The organism is Mycobacterium sp. SMC-4, assembly GCF_025263265.1.
Classification (GTDB): Bacteria; Actinomycetota; Actinomycetes; order Mycobacteriales; family Mycobacteriaceae; genus Mycobacterium.
This window is the reverse complement of sequence record NZ_CP079869.1, coordinates 4,963,269-4,982,661: the sequence shown is the minus strand read 5'-3', so window position 1 is coordinate 4,982,661 and position 19,393 is coordinate 4,963,269. Positions and strand designations below refer to the sequence as shown.

The 19,393-nt window shown below is 65.8% G+C and carries 19 protein-coding genes and 1 pseudogene; 9 read left to right on the top strand and 11 right to left on the bottom strand.

Features of this window, described 5'->3' with window-relative positions:
- Positions 1-113: 113 nt before the first annotated feature.
- From KXD98_RS23750 to KXD98_RS23720, 8 genes are all read right to left on the bottom strand, one after another.
- Positions 114-461, bottom strand: a complete 348-nt coding sequence (locus KXD98_RS23750) for a hypothetical protein (RefSeq protein ID WP_260760780.1) — start codon at positions 459-461, stop codon at positions 114-116.
- 73 nt (positions 462-534) lie between these two features.
- Positions 535-1,326: a hypothetical protein gene (locus KXD98_RS23745; RefSeq protein ID WP_260760779.1), complete on the bottom strand. Its 792-nt coding sequence runs from the start codon at positions 1,324-1,326 to the stop codon at positions 535-537.
- A 186-nt stretch (positions 1,327-1,512) separates the two neighbouring features.
- On the bottom strand, positions 1,513-3,792 hold the full coding sequence (locus KXD98_RS23740) for a hypothetical protein (protein ID WP_260760778.1): 2,280 nt from the start codon (positions 3,790-3,792) through the stop codon (positions 1,513-1,515).
- A gap of 401 nt (positions 3,793-4,193) precedes the next feature.
- Positions 4,194-4,679 carry a hypothetical protein gene (locus KXD98_RS23735; protein ID WP_260760777.1) on the bottom strand — a complete coding sequence of 162 codons (486 nt, stop codon included), beginning with the start codon at positions 4,677-4,679 and terminating at the stop codon, positions 4,194-4,196.
- Positions 4,676-5,386, bottom strand: a complete 711-nt coding sequence (locus KXD98_RS28605; protein WP_396883281.1) for a helix-turn-helix domain-containing protein — start codon at positions 5,384-5,386, stop codon at positions 4,676-4,678. The genes KXD98_RS23735 and KXD98_RS28605 overlap by 4 nt, the downstream gene beginning before the upstream one ends.
- 76 nt (positions 5,387-5,462) lie before the next feature.
- Complete coding sequence (locus tag KXD98_RS23730) at positions 5,463-5,633, bottom strand: hypothetical protein (protein ID WP_260760776.1); 171 nt, start codon at positions 5,631-5,633, stop codon at positions 5,463-5,465.
- Positions 5,630-6,058: a hypothetical protein gene (locus tag KXD98_RS23725; protein WP_260760775.1), complete on the bottom strand. Its 429-nt coding sequence runs from the start codon at positions 6,056-6,058 to the stop codon at positions 5,630-5,632. Before KXD98_RS23725 ends, KXD98_RS23730 begins: the two co-directional genes overlap by 4 nt.
- Entirely contained in the window at positions 6,055-6,384 is a 330-nt protein-coding gene (locus tag KXD98_RS23720; RefSeq protein ID WP_260760774.1) for a hypothetical protein, read from the bottom strand. The genes KXD98_RS23725 and KXD98_RS23720 overlap by 4 nt, the downstream gene beginning before the upstream one ends.
- Before the next feature lie 407 nt (positions 6,385-6,791).
- Between KXD98_RS23720 and KXD98_RS23715 the strand changes: the two genes are divergently transcribed.
- Complete coding sequence (locus KXD98_RS23715) at positions 6,792-7,397, top strand: hypothetical protein (RefSeq protein ID WP_260760773.1); 606 nt, start codon at positions 6,792-6,794, stop codon at positions 7,395-7,397.
- Between the two features lie 408 nt (positions 7,398-7,805).
- Positions 7,806-7,991, top strand: a complete 186-nt coding sequence (locus KXD98_RS23710) for a hypothetical protein (RefSeq protein WP_260760772.1) — start codon at positions 7,806-7,808, stop codon at positions 7,989-7,991.
- 136 nt (positions 7,992-8,127) lie between these two features.
- Here the strand turns inward: KXD98_RS23710 and KXD98_RS23705 are convergent, their stop codons facing one another.
- Positions 8,128-9,741 (bottom strand): recombinase family protein, encoded by a 1,614-nt coding sequence (locus tag KXD98_RS23705; RefSeq protein ID WP_260760771.1) that lies wholly within the window; start codon positions 9,739-9,741, stop codon positions 8,128-8,130.
- Positions 9,742-9,761: 20 nt separating this feature from the next.
- Here KXD98_RS23705 and KXD98_RS28455 point away from each other — a divergent pair.
- The 4 genes and pseudogenes from KXD98_RS28455 to KXD98_RS23690 all read left to right on the top strand — a co-directional run.
- Positions 9,762-9,887 (top strand): annotated as a pseudogene (locus KXD98_RS28455) (DUF4244 domain-containing protein); the annotation flags it as partial.
- Between the two features lie 23 nt (positions 9,888-9,910).
- The gene (locus KXD98_RS23700; RefSeq protein ID WP_260760770.1) at positions 9,911-10,213 is read left to right on the top strand and encodes a TadE family type IV pilus minor pilin; all 303 of its coding nucleotides are present in this window, start codon (positions 9,911-9,913) and stop codon (positions 10,211-10,213) included.
- A gap of 34 nt (positions 10,214-10,247) precedes the next feature.
- A complete protein-coding gene (locus KXD98_RS23695) occupies positions 10,248-10,544 on the top strand; it encodes an Rv3654c family TadE-like protein (RefSeq protein ID WP_260765382.1) in 297 nt (98 codons plus the stop codon).
- Positions 10,545-10,591: 47 nt separating this feature from the next.
- Entirely contained in the window at positions 10,592-11,782 is a 1,191-nt protein-coding gene (locus KXD98_RS23690; protein WP_260760769.1) for a serine/threonine-protein kinase, read from the top strand.
- A gap of 3 nt (positions 11,783-11,785) precedes the next feature.
- Here the strand turns inward: KXD98_RS23690 and KXD98_RS23685 are convergent, their stop codons facing one another.
- Complete coding sequence (locus KXD98_RS23685) at positions 11,786-12,859, bottom strand: PAS domain-containing protein (RefSeq protein WP_260760768.1); 1,074 nt, start codon at positions 12,857-12,859, stop codon at positions 11,786-11,788.
- Complete coding sequence (locus tag KXD98_RS23680; protein ID WP_260765381.1) at positions 12,856-15,207, bottom strand: DEAD/DEAH box helicase; 2,352 nt, start codon at positions 15,205-15,207, stop codon at positions 12,856-12,858. The genes KXD98_RS23685 and KXD98_RS23680 overlap by 4 nt, the downstream gene beginning before the upstream one ends.
- Before the next feature lie 309 nt (positions 15,208-15,516).
- Here KXD98_RS23680 and KXD98_RS23675 point away from each other — a divergent pair, with 309 nt between their 5' ends.
- From KXD98_RS23675 to topA, 3 genes are all read left to right on the top strand, one after another.
- A complete protein-coding gene (locus KXD98_RS23675; RefSeq protein WP_006243848.1) occupies positions 15,517-15,720 on the top strand; it encodes a cold-shock protein in 204 nt (67 codons plus the stop codon).
- A gap of 131 nt (positions 15,721-15,851) precedes the next feature.
- Positions 15,852-16,442, top strand: coding sequence for a hypothetical protein (locus tag KXD98_RS23670; RefSeq protein ID WP_260760767.1), 591 nt, complete (start codon positions 15,852-15,854; stop codon positions 16,440-16,442).
- 138 nt (positions 16,443-16,580) lie between these two features.
- The gene (gene topA / locus KXD98_RS23665; RefSeq protein ID WP_260765380.1) at positions 16,581-19,391 is read left to right on the top strand and encodes a type I DNA topoisomerase; all 2,811 of its coding nucleotides are present in this window, start codon (positions 16,581-16,583) and stop codon (positions 19,389-19,391) included.
- Positions 19,392-19,393 lie beyond the last annotated feature (2 nt).

Below are 19,393 nucleotides of genomic sequence, written 5' to 3'. Positions count from 1 at the left end.
GGTCGTACCACTGCGGTTCCGGCTCACTGGGAAGGCCAGGGACAGCAATGATTCCACGACTCTGCAGCTTCCTGGCGATGGCCTGCTCGAAGCTTCCTTCGATCGGCTCGGGCTCAGGCTGCCTGCTCTGTCGGGCTCGTACATGTTGCATGAACACCTTCGGCGCGCTGGGCTGTCGCTTCATCGGTCTGCTTTCGTTGGTAGGACTTGATGGACTTGATCGGCGCCAGATCCTTGGGTGGCTCTGGTCGTTGGTAGCGGCGCATGAACAGGGCTCGACGGAAGTCGAGTCCCGAAGCGTCGGCAGCTATCCCAAGCTGCCTAGCGAGTGCTCGACGGCGTTCGATGTCGCCGTCGTGCCACGGGATACCGCCGCGCTCGACGATCGCGGCGTTGTACCCGGCGGTTGAGTCGATGTAGGCCAGGAACTCTCGTTCCCGGTCCTCAGCACGTGTGTGCATGAGATCCTCTGCGGTAGAAGAAGAACAGCCCCCAGCGTCAAGCTGAGGGCTGTTCCCGATGGTGCGGTGTTGGTCAGGCGGTGGGCAGGTAGGCCACGTTCTGATGCTTCTGCCGGAGCTGGTCTCGCATGTCCTTCTCCAGCCGCTTGCGAAGCTCGGCTGCTTCACGCGGGGTGTTGATCGCGAACTGCACACCGAGCCGTACGGCGGCGACCCACACCGGGTTGAGCGCGGCCAGCGTCGCGTCAACGCGGACGTTGGCTTTGTCGAGCTCGATCAGCTCGCGGCTGTCAGCGGGCCGAAGGATGGTGATCACGTTCTCGTGAGCACGGCTACCGCCGCCTGGCAGTTGGTTGAGGCCGGCGACCCAGTTCCGAATCTGGTTGAGGTGAGCGGCTTCCTGCTGTGCGGTTCCGTACAAGGCGACGGCGTCAGGACCGGCTGCCACCAGTGACTCGGAGGTGATCTCACGCGGCAGCGCCAGCACCGCTTCGGCGTACGCCTCGACGTGGTTCTCGAATCTCGAGGTCAACTGGTCGATGATCGACCGGACCGCCTGGCCCGCCACGGTGTTGACCCGGCGTGCTGCGGAATCCACGGCTGCGTTCTTCGCCTTCTCCAGCGGAGATAGCCCGCCATTCGAGGCAGACAGCACGAGCTCGTCGGCGTAGGCGCGGATGAGCTTCTCGGCGTTGGCTGTGGTGACCTCGGTTAGTTCGAACACCGGGCGGTGGCCCACTTCGGTGTATTTCAGTGTCTCGTAGACCTCGATGGCCTCCTCAAGCTCGGCGGGCAGCTCGACGCCGAGGCTGGTCCAGCGGCTGACATCGTCAGCGATGTGGTGGGGTTGGGTGTAGGTGTTCATCTGGGGCGTTCTCCTTTTCAGGGGGTTGCTCGCCCCGGGCACGGTGCCCAGGGCATGAAAACAGCGGCCTGACCGGGCCGCCGGCGGGTATTGCGGTGTATGACGGGGGGCAACCCCGGAGAGGTGATCTCCGGGGCTCCCTGTCCATCTGAGCGCCGAAGGGCACGGACACAGTCCGTTGCCCGCTCAGCGCCGGTAGTACTGCAGCGATTCCTTCGCCGTGAGGGTGTTCTGGGCCGTCAGGGCTTCATCCATCGACGCGACGTTGAAGACGAACTGCTTGCCGAACTGCAGGCCCTGCTGGAGCGCCTGCGAGATCGCACCCTGACCGCCGATTCCCAAGTCCTGCAGGAACTGACCGCCGGTTGCGCCGGCTACGGACTCGATCGCGTTGATCGGTCCCTCGAAGACCGCTCGTCCGAGCTCCTCGTACATCGACTTGTTGTCGCTGACGACTTCGCCGTACTTGCTCTCGTTGTCGATCTTCTCTTTCTGCAGCGACAGAAGATCTCGCATCGACTGGAGCTGCTCGCGGTTGCCTCGCAAGGTGTCCCGCAGCGACTTGTCCTCGGTGGAGTTCAATTCGACTTTGAGCTCTTTGTTCTGCTCGTCGATGGTGTCGAGCATCTTCGCCAAGTCGGGGAGCTTCTTCCCACCGAGCATGGTGGTCAGGTCGGTGCCCTCTTGCATGGCTTTCGAGATCCGCTCGGCCATCGACCGGGCCATGTCGAGTACCGACTCGAAGCCGGTCGCCAGGCCGGTTCTCAGACCTTGCATGAGTGCCTCACCGTTGGGGATCAACACCTTGCGGTCGTACGGCAGCGGACCTTTCAAGGCCGCGATCTTCCCGGCGATGCCGCTGACAAAGTCGTAGACAGCCTGTGCGCCTGCTTTGATGCCGTTCAGCAGGCCGTCCATCAGCGCCTTGCCGGCGCCGACGAGTAGACCGCCGAGGTTGCCGAGAGCTCCGGTGATCTTCCCGGGCCACGAGCCGACCTCCGCGAGGATCTGGCTCCCTCCGGTGACGACCGACTGCACTGCCTGGCTGATGGAAGTCGATACCGAGGTGACGACCTGTGCCCAGACGCTGGCTGCGATACCGGGGATTCCGGCCCATGCCTGTTGCACAACCGAGAGAATCTCGCCCGCTTTCTCCCGGACACCGGCGATCATGACACCAGCCGATGCGGCTACGTCCGCGAACGCGGTTGCGGCGGCGTGCGTGAGACCGGCCCACACTCCCGACCAGTCGACCTTGCTCAGCTGTTCCTTGATCAACTGAATTTGGATCGGCGCGAAGTCCATCGGGCTGTTGGCCTCACCGTCCGAGAACCCCGGGATCTTGGACATGACACCGGCGAGACTGTTCGACAGGTCGACCAGTGTCGAGAGCGTCGCGATCAGGCCGTCGAGTTCGGCCTTGAACGACTTGATCTTCTCGGGGTCGGAGAAGAAGTCCAATGCCTTGCCGCCGATGTCGACCAGCCCGTCACCGAGCATCTTCAGCGTGTCGCCGAGACCACCTAGTGCCTGGTCGAACTGCGATTTTCCGGTAAACCAGTCCCTGCGGGTGAAGTCTGCCGCCCAGTCCTTGAACGACTGGCCGGTCGTGTTGAGCCAGTCCGTAAGACCGGGCAGGTTGCCGGTGAATCCCTTGATGAGGTCAAGGAATCCCGATGTGAACCCGTTGACTCCCGGGGTCGCGTCTTTCAGCGCCTGGGCGATGTCGTTGATCGTGGCTTCGACCTTCGACAGGTTCTCCGGTGAGGTGATCGTGTCCACGAGTGACTGCGCCATGTCGGCCAGGCCCTGCGTCACAGACGGCAGAGACGACCTGAGCATCGGGAAGACCTCTCCCAGCTTGTCGAACACAGGAGTGAACTGATCTTCGACGCGCTCCGACATCAGCCCTCGGAGGGCTTCAAACGGGTCTTTGAGTCTCTCGGCAGCCGCCTTGAATCCGTCGATTCCCAGCGTCAACGCTGCGATCGGGACACCTACGGCGGTGATGATTCCGGGGAGCGTCAGCAGCGCTGTGGTGATGACTCCCAGCGCGCCAGAGAGTAGCGGGGTGATAGCGGCAATGCCGGCGGCGATCACCGCGTACCCCGCCGGGTTGATGCCTGACCCGAACGACGGGCCTTGCATGTTGGCTAGCGACGTGGCGAGCCGATCGAGCGTCCCTCTCTTGACGCCGATGTCGACCTCGGCCTTGAGGCCTTTGGTCGCTGTCTGCACGCGCTGTCGGAGGTGGGCCGCGTTGGTCTCCAAGTCGACCTGCGCCTTGAGGCCCTTGGTCGCGGCGTCCACCTTCTGCCGGAAGCCCTTTATGTTGGGCTCAACGTCGATCACACACTTGATCGACTGCTCGATCTTCCTCAGATCGCCCAGCAGCTTCCTACGAAAGTCCTTGGTGTCGGGGGTGACCTTGACCGAGATCCGTCCAACTTCGACGGAATCGCTCATCAGGCCACTGCCAGTTGTAGAGCGCGGACGAGATCCCGCGCTTCGCGGTTGCGCTGGCGGTATCGTGCGCCAGCTTCAAGGTTGCAGCGCCGGCATCCTCCCGAAGAGGCGATCCGGTCCTGTGGTCCTCGGATGGGGTGCCGACCGTTGCGGCACATGTTTGAGGCCATGAAGCAACCTCCTTCCATTGCTTATGGATGGGTGGGAAATGAAAAGAGCCCCAGCGGAATCGCTGAGGCTCACGCGGGGTCCAGAGACAGAGAAACCCCACGACCCGAAGGCCGTGGGGATCTCGCCAGAGAAGCAACCCCTCGAAAGGAAGTCAGCCCAGGAGGAGGCGAACCCCTTACACCGTTATAGATAAAACGAGGAACAGAAAAAATTACCTGTGGTGATGCATTTCACGCGTGCTTGGGCTTGATGCCCAGCCGCTTGCACTCAACCAGGTAGCGTTCCCGGGCGGCTGATGCGAATTGCTGCCGCTTCTCGGCGTAGGGGTCACCATCTGCCGGGAACTCGGTGCGTCTACGGAGCGCCCTCATGCGGTGCTTGGCGTCGGCGTTGTGCTTCTTCTCGCGCCGGCTGCGACAGCCCTGGCAGGTGTACGGCCACCGTCCGTTGTTCGGGCGGTAGGCCATCTTCCGGCGGGTCGTCACGAGATCACCGCAGTGCTTGCACCTGCCGTAGTAGACCAGCATCCCGCCGAAGGCCACGACACAGCCGTACGTGGTCGTCCACGTACGCAACGCGTTGGGGTTCGCCTGTCGCCACCGGTCGATGTTGGCCGCGTCTCGCTCGGTGTAGCCGCTCGGTCTCGTGCGGAGTGTCTCCGCGATTCCGGCGGCACGTATTGCCGCGTAGTTCTCGGGCTCGACTGTGGTGCTCATCGCCCAGCTCTCGATCGGTTGCACGCTGGGCAGTCGACCGGCTCCGTGGGGAACGGGCCGGCGTCCCTGCACTTGGTGTTGTGGAGAAGCGACCAACCCTGGCTTCGGTCGTCTCCGTCGCCAGGCTCGGACGTACCGAAGTGCTTGTCCACGAGCGACTGCACCCATGCCTCGTAACCGTCGTCATCGGTCGCCGTAGCGGGGACATCGGAGATGTCCCGCCAGGAGGACGAGACGCCAGTCTCGGACTCCGTTGGGGAGTCCTCGACGCAATTGCTGGTTGAGGACGAGACAGGCCACAGGACTGGCTCGGACTCACCAGAGCCTGATCTGGTTGGGGCAACTGCTGGGGGGGCATCTGGGATGTCCCCTCTAGTAGTTAGAGACCCGGGTCTATTACCCGGGTCTATTGGGGGGACACTGGTGTCCCCTGAGGTGGGACATAAATGTCCCCTCAGCTCCGAAATGTCCCCTGAGGATGTCCCCTCAGGTGCCGATGTCCTATGAGGCTCCGGGGGCATCGTTAGCCGGTACTCGTTGGACTGCTTGCCGTAACTCGATCCACTGGAGACGAGCTCGATCAACCCCAGCGAGACCAGTCGCTTACGCGCTCGGCTCACGGTCCTGACGTCGACGCCCAGTTGTTCGGCCAGCGACTTGCGAGAGCCGTACACCTTGGTCCCGTCGGCACTGGCGCGGTTGTACATCACCGTGGCAAGTGCTCCCGCTGTGCCGGTCAGCGCGACGCGGGTGGGGTGATCGTTCCAACGGAACTTGTCGAACTTAGGTCGGTCGGTCAACGCGGGTGCCTCCGAGCACGATTGCAATCTGGCAGCCGAGAGCCCGAAGCTCGTCGGCGTCGAAAATGAGACGCTTGCTGTTGGTCGGCGTCGAGACGCGGTACAGCGTCTTGCCGTGGTCCGACCGGAACGACTGGACATCGGGACGACTCACCCGACACCCCCGTCCTTCCACCTCAGCAGGAACTCGGTCAACTGGTCGTCGTCTCGGATCGAGCAGACGCCGGGGATCTCGACGTAAAGGTCGCCGAGCTCGTCGTCCCACGACGGCGTCTCGCCCATCTCCCCAACCGACACCCCCAGCGGAGCGAAAACCTCAAACTCGTTCTCGGCCATCAGCTCCCGGCCGCTGTCGAGCAACCGCACGGTTGAGTCGTCCCAGTCGCTGGGCCAGGCACGCTTCATGCCAGCCCGGTTGTACCGACACAGGTGAAGGCCTGCCAGCTTGAAGAACAGACGTGCCACCCGGGCGAAACCGTGGTCCTCGGGGACGTCGGGGGTGCGGAGCAACTGGCCGACGTCTGCGTTGGCTATGGCGCGGGCGCCCGGGGTCGCCAACTGGACGATCGTGATGCTCACTCCGCACCTGCCAACGCCGCACCGTGCCACGGCAACGACAACGCCGCGCCGGCGAGCACACCGTCCCGCGCAGCCGGCGGGACGAACACCGATACCTCGACCGACCCGAACATGAAGCTCTCATCGGGGAAGCTCTGCTGCGCGGCCAGAACCAGGCCGTGGTCCGCGATGAACCGGCGCACCGGCTCGTAGGACGGGTCCGTCTCGCGGACGAGCGGACTCCGCAGGACTTCGACACGGTCGCTGTCGCCGTGGGCGATCAACCAATGCGGTCGGACGATCTCGATCGGGAACAGGCCGGGAGCGGCCTCGGCTGCTGGGATCACTTGCTGCTCACTGTCTGAATGGTCAACTTCTTCTCCTGGTGATGGGTTGCTGGCAGCTAGTAACGGCTGCCTCCGGGTTGGCCTGCCGGCCCTTTGTGCCGTCGATGACGAACCACAATTCGACTGACCGTGCCGTTACCTGGCTCTCGCCGTTCCTGGTCGGACGCGGCGGTAGCCGCACCCTCCCTACCGGGGGTCATGGCGTATCTGAGAACCAACGCTCACCCGGCCCGTATCTCTCACGGTCTCCGCTATGTAGTTGTTCGAACCCCCACACCGCACCCCCTCGGGGCGGCTGCGACATCCCTCTCCGAAGGGGGCCGGTGGTCCTACGTCTTCTGTTGTGGTCGCCATCCACTGACGGAATCACTATCTCACTATGTCCCTATGTATGTCAAGATGAACCGATGGACATGGTGATCTGGTGTAGAGTCAAGGGCATGGAGAGGACCACCGACATCGTCAAGCCCTACCGAGTCCAGTTGGTTCACGACGACGGGAATCGCCTGGTAGGCGTTAACATCCGAGCCGCAGACGGCGGGGAGATGGACCTGCAGGTGGTCCGTGACGCCACACGGTCGTTGCTCGACCATTTCCGACGTGAGGAGATGGTGAATCGGAATCGTCAGCGGGTGAACGCACAGTTCCCCGAAGTGGCGGCAGACACCGACACGCTTGACCGGATGGCAACCGCCTACCGTGAGGGACACGGCAGGGTCACCGAGGAATACCTGGCGCTGCTGGCCCTGGCCTACTCCGAACTCATCGGCCAGAACGTCAACGTCGCCGAGACGTTAGGCGCGGCGCTAGGTGGCGACGGCGAACCCGTCCCGGCTGAGACGGTTCGTCACCACATCAAGCAAGCGCGTGCAGACGGGTGGCTCACGCCGACGACACGAGGAAAGCGCGAAGGCCGACCGACCGAGAAAGCGGCAGAGCTGCTGGCCGAAGTCAGCGAGCTTGCCAAGAAGGTCAAGCCAATCTCAGTCGAGGTTCGGGGCAAATTGACCTGAGCCGGTTGTGGCAAAGTCCCAACTCGGCGCCGACGACTGGCGTTCACCTCCATTAGCCGAGGCAGCGACACGCCCGGGCGCTGGATACGTTGCGACACACCGGCTGAATCTCGATTTGGGGCAGCAAAAGGCGCTGGAACTGGCTAGATACTTCTTCCTGAATTTGTCAACCAACAGGTTATCCCCAGGTCTTGGGCGTGCCATTCACAAGTTGCAAACACCAACTCACAGGTTCATCCACAGGGGCAGGTTGCGTTAAGTGCAGCAACGTCTAACGTGAGCCGGGCAGGGGTGAATTACACCGCTGTCAGCAGCATCGCTTACAGATAGAACTGCCCCGCACCGCTGGAACGGTGCGAGGCAGCAACAGCAGTCCCGTCTCGTCAGCACAACTCGAAGGAACCAACGGTGAGCATAGATCCGACACGTGAGCCTCAGAAGCCCGCACCCCCGAGCCAGCTCGATCCCCGAATCGTCCTCGCAATCGCCGTCGCCTTGGCATCGGGCACGGGACTGCTGGCCGACTGGGAGCACGCCGTGATGGTGTTCGCGTGCGTCGTGGAGCTCTTCCGAGGCCAACGAGGGGACACGTAAGCGGAACCGGACGTGGCCGCTCCGCGTCTAACCCGATATGGATGACATCGAGCGAGACGCGCTCCGCGCCGAAGGGCTGGACCCCGACGACCCAGCGGTCGTCGCTGCGATCGACTTTGTCCGGTGGGAACTGCAGCTACTCGCGGACGATCTTGGGCTCACCTGACCCGAGCTCGATACCTTGAACGCCGCTATCGGTCATCGCCGCGAAAATCTCTTGCCACCGTGCGACCGCACCGGTCGGCTTCAACTGCTGAGTCAGCGTCTGCAGGTCACCGAGATCTAGGTCGGCGCTCCGTCTGCCACCGTCCAGTGAATAGGTGAACCCGAGATGCACGTTCATCGACCGTAGCCAGACGTTCTTCGACACCACGTCCTGACGAGCCCACCAGTCGCCGAACTTCTCCCCGGTGGGCTGCCACGCCCACCCTGACGGTTTGACTTCCTCAGCCGACAACTCGGCCTGCCTCGCGGCCAGCCCTTCGATACGCCGATCAAGCGCCGCACGCTGCGGGGTGCCGGCGCCATAGGCCGCGGTGCCGATCAAGCCGGTGAGGTCCACCAACGTCGAGTTGATCTCGTCCAGCTCCGCTGTGTGATCAGATCCCGAGTCCCAGACTCGTTCCAGCCGTTCCGACTCCCCGAGCATCCCGAGGACCAGTTGCTCGACGATGTCGTCGGCTTCGGACAGCGGAATCGACCGGTTGCCGCAGTTGACTTTGTACTGCGCCGACGCGCACCGGTACCGAGGCGTACGTCCTTTGCCGCCTTTCAGCCTGTAGGCAGGTCGACCGCAGACACCGCAGTAGATCACCTGCAACAGCAGCGCCGTGCTTCGCTTCGTCGGTTCCTTGCGGTTCTCCCGGCTTGCCAGCTCGACGCCGAGGCGGTCGAACACCTCGCGGCTGAGGATCGGTGCAGAGCGAACCACCGGCGATCCGTCATCGTTGCGGATCGGCTCGTCTCCTGACATCACATACCCGAGTAGAGCCTGGTTCGTCAGGGCACGCTTGAGCGGGCCGGAGTGCCAGGCGTAGCCCTTGACCTCTCTGCCCTTCACCTGGGCCAGCCGGTCGCGGGGGGTCAACACACCGCGCTCTGTCATGTCGTGGGCGATGGCCCGCAACGGGTCTCCGGCCAGGACTCGCTTGACCACGCCGGCGATCTCGTCGGACTGGACCTTGTCGGGGACCAGCCGCCATTCGCCGTCGATCTTGTCGGGGAGGTAACCCCACGGCGGGACACCGCCGCGATACTTCCCGGCCTGGAGATTGCTTCGAGCAGCCGAGCGGTTGCGCTCGCTGATCGCGGCCAGTTCCATCTCTGCGACCTTGGCGACGAGCAAGGCGATCATGTCGCCGAACGAATGGGTCAGGTCGATGAACTGCTCGGTGGCACTCACCAGCGCCACGTCCCACCGCTGACACCACCGGATGAGGTCGGCCAGGTCGAACAACCGCCGCACGATCCGATCGACGCGCCAGACCACGATCACGTCGTACTCGTGCGATCGACCGGGGTCGTCGCGGCCATCGAGTCCGATCCATCCCTTCAGAGCTGCACGCTCGAAGGGGGTTGTCTTGCCGGCGCTCACGTCCAAGTCCTCGGCCACGCCGACGACCTCGTAGCCGCGCTGGGCGCAGAGGTCGCGGCACTCTTGTAGTTGCCGCTCCGGCGAAGTGGTGGCCTCGGTGACGCGGGACAACCTGACTACGATCAGAGCTCGCGTCGCGGTGACCTGCTGTTTCATTGTTGTAATCGTAGCGGTATGACTACGCCATCGGCACGATTGCCGCCGCGGCGTTCGGTGCCATTCTGTACACGGTGATCACCGGCGACTCGATCGTCGGTGCGTTGACCAACATCATCGGTCGGGCGTTGAACACCAACGTCTGAGCGGCGACGCCGGTGCAGTTGCCGTGGAGGCCGCGTTTTCGGTGCTGGCGCTGGTGGCCGTGTTGGCCGTGTGTCTGGCGGGGCTGTCCGCACTGTCGATGCAACTGCGCTGTATCGACGCCGCCCGGGAGGCAGCCAGGCTGGCCGCACGCGGTGACGATGCCGCCGCCACCGCGGCGGCCCGGCAGCTCGCGCCGACCGGGGCGATCATCGCGGTGCAGCGGCGTGGCGGTTTCGTGGAAGCCACCACCACAGCGTCGGCGTCGGTGCTGCCCGGCATCCGGATCGGGGCGCGCAGCGTCTCGGTCATCGAGCCGACCGGCTGACGACCGGGGTTCGGCCAGCATCATCGCCGTGGCGATGATCGTCGCTGTGCTGGCGGTGGCCGCAGCGGGTGCGCACCTCGGTTCGGCGGCGATCGCTCGGCACCGAGCCCAGGCCGCCGCGGATCTGGCTGCGTTCAGCGCCGCGGTGCGCCTGACAGCGGGCCCCGACGCGGCGTGCGCAACGGCGCAGACGGTCACCGAGGCGGTGGGCGCCGACTTGTCGGTTTGCCGGATCGAGGGCCTCGACGTCACGGTGCAGGTGTCTGTTCCGGTGCATCTGCCGTGGTCGGTCGGACCCGCACGAGCAGTCGCCAGAGCCGGTCCGCTGTGAGCAGCGAACGGGTTTATCGCCCGGTCAGGGAGGCTACGCAGATAACCATGACCGGCCACGACGTCCCCGATGTTCTCGCCGGCCGCTACGAACTGGGCGCAGTACTGGGCCGCGGCGGCATGGCCGAGGTCCGCGACGCCTTCGACACGCTGTTGCACCGACCGGTGGCGGTCAAGATGCTGCATCCCGGTCTGGGCGAGGCCCCCGACATCCGCCGGCGATTCGAGCAGGAGGCCCGTGCCGCCGCGGCCCTGGAGCACCCGAACATCGTCGCAGTTCACGACTTCGGCGAGCACGACGGCAGTCCGTTCATCGTGATGGAACGCCTTCCGGGCACCACGTTGAGCGATGTGATGGCCCAGGGCCCGATGAGCCCGGGGCAGGTGCGATCGATGCTCGACGAAGTGCTCGCGGCGCTGAGTGTCGCGCACCGCGCCGGTGTGCTGCATCGTGACGTCAAGCCGGGCAACATTCTGGTGTCCGCGAGCGGCGACCGGCTCAAGGTCGCCGATTTCGGCATTGCCAAGACCGCCGACTGTGCAGCCACGGCTACCGGCCAGATCATCGGAACGATGTGTTACATGAGCCCGGAGCGAATTGCCGGCGCCGCGGCTTCGGTCGCCGACGATCTGTACGCGGTAGGCGTCATCGGATATGAGGCCCTGCTCGGACGTCGCGCGTTTCCGCAGGACAACCCTGGGGCGGTGGTACACGCCATCCTTGTAGCGCCCCCACCGCCGCTGAGTTCCTTCGACATCGATCCGGTTCTCGCCGGTGTCATCGATTGCGCGATGGCGCGGTCGCCGGAGCAGCGCTTCGCCGGCGCCGACCAGATGCGTGCCGCGCTGGCCGGTCAGGTGCCGATGGGCCCGCGGCCGCCTACGCGAGTCATGCCCGCCCCGGTGCTGCCGACGGCCCACGGGTCGGTGGCGGCGGGCGGCCCGGGGCGCCAGGGGGCGCGCCCCTATCTGGTGTTGGCCGGGATCGCCGCGGCGTTCCTGGTCGCCGGGGTGGCGTTGGCGTTGCAACCGTTCTCTTCGTCTCCCGAACCTGTCCGGCCGGTCAGCACCAGTACTACCGTCCCCTCGCCCTCCCTGGCACCCGCACCGCCGCCGACGACACCCGTCGTCGCGCCGGTGGAGTCCGCGCCGGCAGCGCCACCGACGGCTGGCAAGCCGGGCAAACCCAACAAGGGGGACACCGGCAAGGGCAATAAAGGCCGTGGCCGTGGTGACTGACGTCTAACGCCCCCGGCGCGGGCCGATCTTCCAGCCCGACGTCGCTCGCGCCGGGCGCTTGTCGCGTTCGGTCAGCTCTGCGAGTTCTTCGGTCGTCGGGGTGCGCAGCAACGCCAGTGCCGCGTCGACGCCGTCCTCGAGCTCGACCCGGTGCACCGTGACGTGCACCGGGGTCCAGCCGCCCTGGCGATCCACCAGCCGCAGCACGCCCGAAGCCGGCCCGGACGTGAATTGGTCGGCCATCGCGGCTATCGCGTCCTTGTCCTGCGGATGGATGACGCGGTCGCTGCCCATGCCGGCGCGCCAGTCGAAGAACGGGGCCGGGTCGTCGAGCCACTTCAGCAACGTCCAGTGCGTGGGATCGACCAGCGCCCGGTGCACACCGGGTTCGGCCAGCCCGTCGAGGATGCGCTGCGCGAGCAGATTCTGCTGGATGGTGTTGCCCTCGTTGATGCTGCGCCAGTTCATCGCACGACAGATCACCTGTTCGGTCCCGTTGTCGAGCTTTTCGGCCAGCGAGCGGGACACGAACCCCACCGTGATCGGCTGACCCAAATAGTCCTCGACGTCCCAGGTACTGCAGATCACCACGCCCGGTTCGGGTTTGATCACCATCCCCAGCACCTTGGCCTCGTAGGGATTGAGGTCGCGCCGGGGCAGATCGTCGGCGAACGCGCGCCCGTGCAGGTTCTGTCGCGCCGGATCCCAGCCTCCGACGCGCAGCGATTCGATGGTGTCGGTGGCGGTGCCCTCGGTGAGATTCCAGATCAGCGGCCCGACCAGCGGACGTGGGGGCGGCTCCCGGTCGATCGCACCCAACCAGATCTGCACGCCGTGGATGACGCCGTCGGACATCTGCACGACATCGGTGCGGATCACGCAGTCGTTCTTCGGGGTGATGCTGGACAGCCCGGTGCCGGCGCGTACGGTCTCGCCGATGGCGGTCTGGATGGCCATCAGGTGCGGGTTGCGGCGCAGCGCCGTGCCGATCGGGACCAGATTTCTGGTATGGACGCCCTCTGCGACCACCACCGGCTCAGCCCCGAGTGTCTCCACGAGCAACCAGTCGTGGTTCATGGGGAGATCCTATCCGGGTGTCCCGATACCGCCCGCACCACCGTTCGTAGCACCACGATCGCCCCGGCCTTGTCCAGCGGATCATTGGCATTGCCGCACTTCGGGGACTGCACACAGGACGGGCAGCCCGACGGGCACTCGCAGGCTTCGATTGCCGAGGCGGTGGCCCGCCACCACTCGGTGATGGTGTCGAAACCACGGGCAGCGAACCCCGCCCCGCCCGGGTGCCCGTCGTAGACGAAGATCGAGGGCAGTCCGTCGACCGGCCCCACAGCGGTGGACACCCCGCCGATGTCGCCGCGATCGCAGCTGGCCACCAATGGCAGCAGGCCGATCGCGGCGTGCTCGGCGGCATGGAGAGAACCCGGAAAGCGCAGCAGGTCGATCCCGTTGCGCTGCAGCGCTTCCGGTGTGATGGTGCACATCACCGCCATGGTGTCGAGGGTGCGGGTGGGCATGTCCAGCTCGATGAAATCGATGACCTCGCCGTCCATCCGGCGGCGCAGATATCCGGTGACGGTGTTGTTCACCGACACCGGCACCAGTCCGACGGTGACCTCGCCGTGACGGCTGCGCCGGCCTTCCCCGGTGACCTTGATGTCGGTCACCTCGCGCGCGAACGTGGTGTAACCGGGATCCTCGGCGTGCACGAACGCGACGCCGTCGTCGAGATCCAGAGAATCGACCAGGTAGCTTTCGCCCTGGTGCAGGTACACCGCACCGGGGTGGACGCAGGCCGGCGCCTGCCCGGCTCCGGCGCTGCCCAGCATCCGGCCGGTGCCGAACTCCAGGATCGCGATCTGGCCGCCCGAACCGCCGCGAATGTCCACCGCCGGATGCGGATCGACTCCCGGGGAAGGGAAGTAACCGGTGGGCCGACGCCGCAGCAGCCCATCGTCAACCAGCGTCTCCGCCACCGATTGGGCGTCCCACAACCGCACCTCGGCGTCGGTGATCGGCAATTCGGTGGCAGCGCAAAGAAGTTGTGGACCAAGCACATACGGATTGGTCGGGTCGATCACCACCCGTTCTATCGGCTTGTCCAACAGCGCGGCGGGATGGTGCACCAGATAGGTGTCGAGCGGGTCGTCACGGGCGATCAACACCACCAGCGCGCCCTGGCCGCGTCTGCCGGCACGACCCGCCTGCTGCCAGAACGATGCCACCGTCCCCGGGAACCCAGCCAGTACAACGGCATCCAGACCGGCTATGTCCACACCCAGTTCGAGGGCATTGGTGGTGGCCACTCCGCGCAGTCGTCCGTCACCGAGCGCGGCTTCGAGTTCGCGACGGTCCTCGGCCAGGTAGCCGGCGCGGTAGGACGCCACCTGCTCGACCAGATGCGGTGCGGTGTCGGCCAATCTGGCTCGTGCGCTCAGGGCGACCAGCTCGGCGCCCCGGCGGGACCGCACGAAGGCCAGGGTGCGGGCTCCCTCGGTCATCAGATCGGCCATCACGCGGGCCGCCTCGGCGCCGGCCGAACGCCGTACCGGCGCACCGTTCTCGCCCACCAGCTCCTCGATCAGCGCCGGCTCCCACAGCGCGACGGTTCGTGCCCCTTGTGGTGAACCGTCCTCGGCCACTTCCACGACGGTCTGGCCGATGAGTTCGGACGCGGTGCGCCCGGGTTCGGCGGTGCTCGCGCTGGCGAAGATCACCGTCGGCATCTGACCGGTGGGTGAGTACCGGGCGCACAGTCGCAGCAGCCGACGCAGCACCATGGCGACATTCGATCCGAAAACACCGCGGTAGTAGTGCCATTCATCGACCACCAGATAGCGCAGGTGGCGCAGGAACACGGCCCATTTCGGGTGGTTGCGCAGCAGGGACAGGTGGATCATGTCCGGGTTGGAGAAGATCCACCGCGAACGCTCCCGGGCGAAGCGGCGGATTTCGGTCGGGCTGTCGCCGTCGTAGGCCGCCGGTGCGACGTCGACGAGCCCCGGGATCGCCGTGGTCAACTCCGTCACCGCCCGCAACTGGTCGTGCCCCAACGCTTTGGTCGGTGACAGATACAACGCGCGGGCCCGCGGATCCTCAACCATTGCCGTCAGTATCGGTAGCTGGTAGGCCAGTGATTTGCCCGATGCGGTGCCGGTGCTCACCACGACGTGGCGGCCGTCGCGAGCGAACTGCGCGGCGGACAGCTGATGGGACCACGGTGCAGCCACGCCCCGATCAAGAAAGGCACGCACCACATCTGAGTGGGCCCAGCACGGCCACGAGCGCAGCTGCGCCCGGCGCGGCGGCAGTTCGGCGACGTGGCGCAGCGGCGGGTGCGCGGTGGCACCGGCCGGCGAGGCCCCCTCGACCGCGCACGCCAGTAGTTCCCGGCCGAAGTCGGCTATCGGATTTGCCACATTCGCCCTCCCGCATGCCACGTAGGAACTGTCCTATGTGAATTGTTCACTACAGGATCGGCAGAACCGCTCGTCAGACTGTCGCAGCGGCCCCGAACATGATTGACTTACGGCGGTCGCAGCTTCTGTGTTCGTGTATCAGCACTCGCAGGAACGACGTTGCGATCGCGGTTCCTGCGAGGGTTGTAGGTCGGGTCGAGTTCCGAGCACTCCACGAAGGTATGGCGGTCGGAACGGGCCCGGTCTACCGAAAGACGGCGGACCGCCCGGTGAATATAGAGAAGGAATGTACGAAAGATGCCACAGGGAACTGTGAAGTGGTTCAACGCGGAGAAGGGCTTCGGCTTTATCGCCCCCGAGGACGGCTCCGCTGACGTTTTTGTCCACTACACGGAGATTCAGGGTTCCGGCTTCCGCACCCTTGAAGAGAACCAGAAGGTCGAGTTCGAGGTCGGCCAGAGCCCCAAGGGTCCCCAGGCCACCGGCGTCCGCGCCGTCTGAGACCACCTAAGACCTCACGACGCCCCCGCGCTGTCCACCACGGACGACGCGGGGGCGTTGCTTTCGGCCGGGCACGCTCAGACCGGCCGGGTGCCCGCTCTGTACCGGCGTGCTGGCCTAGTGTCTGGGGTGTGAGCCAGCTGTCCTTCTTCTCGGCGGAGTCGGTGCCCCCGGCGATCGCCGACCTGACGGGCGTTCTGGCCGCGCCGGGACAGGTGGTGCTGGTGAGCGGCGCTGGTGAGCAGGGCGCGCGGTTGTCGGTGGTGGTCGAGCAGCTCTGGCGCGCCGAGGGGCTGGCCGAGATGATCGCCGATGCGGGCCTGGCGCCCGAGATCGGCCGCACCGAGGAGGGCAGCCCGCTGGTGCGCACCGCGGTCGACGTCCGGCTGGTCGCCATCGCCACCGCGTGGACCCGGGGAGCGGTCAAGACGGTGCCTCCACAATGGTTGCCCGGCCCCCGGGAACTGCGGGCTTGGACGCTGGCGGCCGGCAGAACCGAGGATGATCGCTATCTGCTGGGGTTGGACCCGCACGCGCCGGACACCCACTCGGCACTGGCCTCGGCGATGATGCGGGTGGGAATCGCGCCGACGCTCATCGGCACCAGAGGCTCCCGCCCGGCCCTGCGAATCAGTGGCCGGCGCCGGCTGTCTCGCCTGGTAGAGAACGTGGGAGAGCCGCCGGAGAGCGCGGAGGCGGTGGCCCAATGGCCCCGGATATAGCCGCGTCGAGCCGGGTGCGGCGGGGGAGGCCGGTTTGCGTCGCCAGGCCCGGGGTGCCAAATTGTCAGTTGCCGGCGTGGGTGCATGGATTCAGATGTCCAGCCCTCGGGCAACAGTAGAAAGTGGAGCAAGACCAAATTGGCTGACGGCGACCGCGGCAGCGGCGGAAACGGAACTGTCCGGCGACTCGTCATTGTCGAGTCGCCCACCAAAGCGCGCAAAATCGCCAGTTACCTGGGCTCCAACTACATCGTCGAATCGTCGCGCGGACACATCCGCGACCTTCCGCGGGCAGCTGCCGACGTGCCGGCCAAGTACAAATCCGAGCCGTGGGCGCGCCTCGGGGTCAACGTCGACGCCGATTTCGAGCCGCTCTACATCATCAGCCCGGAAAAGAAGAGCACGGTCGCCGAGCTGAAGGACAAGCTCAAGAACGTCGACGAGCTCTATCTGGCCACCGACGGCGACCGCGAAGGTGAGGCCATCGCCTGGCACCTGCTCGAGACGCTCAAGCCGCGCGTACCGGTCAAACGGATGGTGTTCCACGAGATCACCGAACCGGCCATCCGCGCCGCCGCGGAGGACCCCCGGGACCTCGACAGCGCCCTGGTCGACGCGCAGGAGACCCGACGCATCCTCGACCGCCTCTACGGCTACGAAGTGTCGCCGGTGTTGTGGAAGAAGGTCGCGCCCAAACTTTCGGCCGGCCGTGTGCAGTCGGTGGCCACCCGCATCATCGTGCAGCGCGAACGCGAACGCATGGCGTTCCGCAGCGCCGGCTACTACGACGTCACCGCCGAGCTGGACGCCAGCGTCTCCGACGCGCAGGCCACGCCGCCCACGTTCTTCGCCAAACTCAACACCGTCGACGGGCGCCGCGTCGCCACCGGACGTGACTTCGATTCACTCGGTGCGGTCAAGAAGCCCGATGAGGTGCTCGTCCTCGACGAAGCCGCCGCCGACGCGCTCGCTGCCGGGCTGCGCGGGGCGCAGCTGCAGGTCACCTCGGTCGAGCACAAGCCCTACACACGTCGGCCGTACGCACCGTTCATGACCTCGACGCTGCAGCAGGAGGCCGGGCGCAAGCTGCGCTTCTCCTCGGAGCGCACGATGAGCATCGCGCAGCGGCTCTACGAGAACGGCTACATCACCTATATGCGTACCGACTCGACGACGCTGTCGCAGTCGGCCATAGACGCCGCCCGCAACCAGGCCCGCCAGCTCTACGGCGAGGAATACCTGCACCCCACGGCGCGCCAGTACACCCGCAAGGTCAAGAACGCCCAGGAGGCCCACGAGGCGATCCGTCCCTCCGGCGATGTCTTCCAGACCCCGGGCCAGCTGCACAGCCAGCTCGACAACGACGAGTTCCGGCTCTACGAGCTGATCTGGCAGCGCACGGTGGCTTCGCAGATGGCCGATGCCCGTGGCACCACGCTGAGCCTGCGCATCGCCGGAGCCGCCCAGGCCGGTGAACAGGTGGTGTTCAATGCCAGCGGCCGCACCATCACCTTCCCCGGCTTCCTCAAGGCCTACGTGGAGAGCATCGACGACCTCGCCGGCGGTGAGGCCGACGACGCCGAGAGCCGGCTGCCGAACCTGACCCAGGGGCAGCGCGTCGACGCCAAGGCGCTGACCGCCGACGGGCACACCACCTCGCCACCGGCGCGCTACACCGAGGCCTCGCTGATCAAGGCGTTGGAGGACCTCGGCATCGGCCGGCCGTCGACCTACAGCTCGATCATCAAGACCATTCAGGACCGCGGCTACGTCCACAAGAAGGGCAGCGCGCTGGTCCCGTCGTGGGTGGCCTTCGCCGTGATCGGTCTGCTCGAGCAGCATTTCGCCAGGCTGGTGGACTACGACTTCACCGCCGCGATGGAAGACGAACTCGACGAGATCGCCGCGGGTAACGAGCGAAGGACCAACTGGCTGTCCAACTTCTACTTCGGCGGCGAGCACGGAGTGGACGGTTCGATTGCGCGCGCCGGCGGACTCAAGAAGCTGGTCGGTGGCAACCTTGAGGAGATCGACGCGCGAGAAGTCAACTCCATCAAGCTCTTCGACGACTCTGAGGGAATCCCGATCAACGTCCGGGTGGGCCGCAACGGTGCCTATCTCGAGCGCATGATCGCCGACCCGGACAACCCGGGTGAGCTCAAGCCGCAGCGCGCCAACCTCAAAGACGAGCTGACTCCCGACGAGCTGACGCTGGAACTGGCCGAAAAGCTCTTCGCGACACCGCAAGAGGGTCGTTCGCTGGGTGTCGACCCGCACACCGGTCACGAGATCGTGGCCAAGGACGGCCGGTACGGGCCCTACGTGACCGAGGTGCTGCCGCCGCCGCCCGACGACGGGGATGCCGGGACGACCGCGAAGAAGGGCAAGAAGCCGACCGGTCCCAAACCGCGCACCGGGTCGCTGTTCCGGAGCATGGATTTGGAGACGGTGACGCTGGAGGACGCGCTGAGGCTGTTGTCGTTGCCGCGAGTGGTGGGCACCGACCCGAATACCAACGAAGAGATCACCGCGCAGAACGGTCGCTACGGCCCGTACCTGAAGCGCGGCACCGACTCGCGTTCACTGGCCACCGAAGACCAGATCTTCTCCGTCACCCTCGACGAGGCGCTCAAGATCTACGCTGAGCCCAAGCGCCGGGGCCGCCAGGGTGCGGCGACCCCACCGCTGCGCGAGCTCGGCGTCGACCCGGTCTCGGAGAAGCCGATGGTGATCAAGGACGGTCGGTTCGGGCCCTATGTCACTGACGGCGAGACCAACGCCAGCCTGCGCAAGGGCGACGACGTCATGTCGATCACCGACGAGCGCGCCTCGGAGCTGTTGGCCGATCGCCGGGCTCGGGGTCCGGTGAAGCGGGCCAAGAAGGCGCCGGCGAAGAAGAAAACGGCGGCGAAGAAGGCTCCCGCGAAGAAGGCTGCCAAGAAGACCTGACA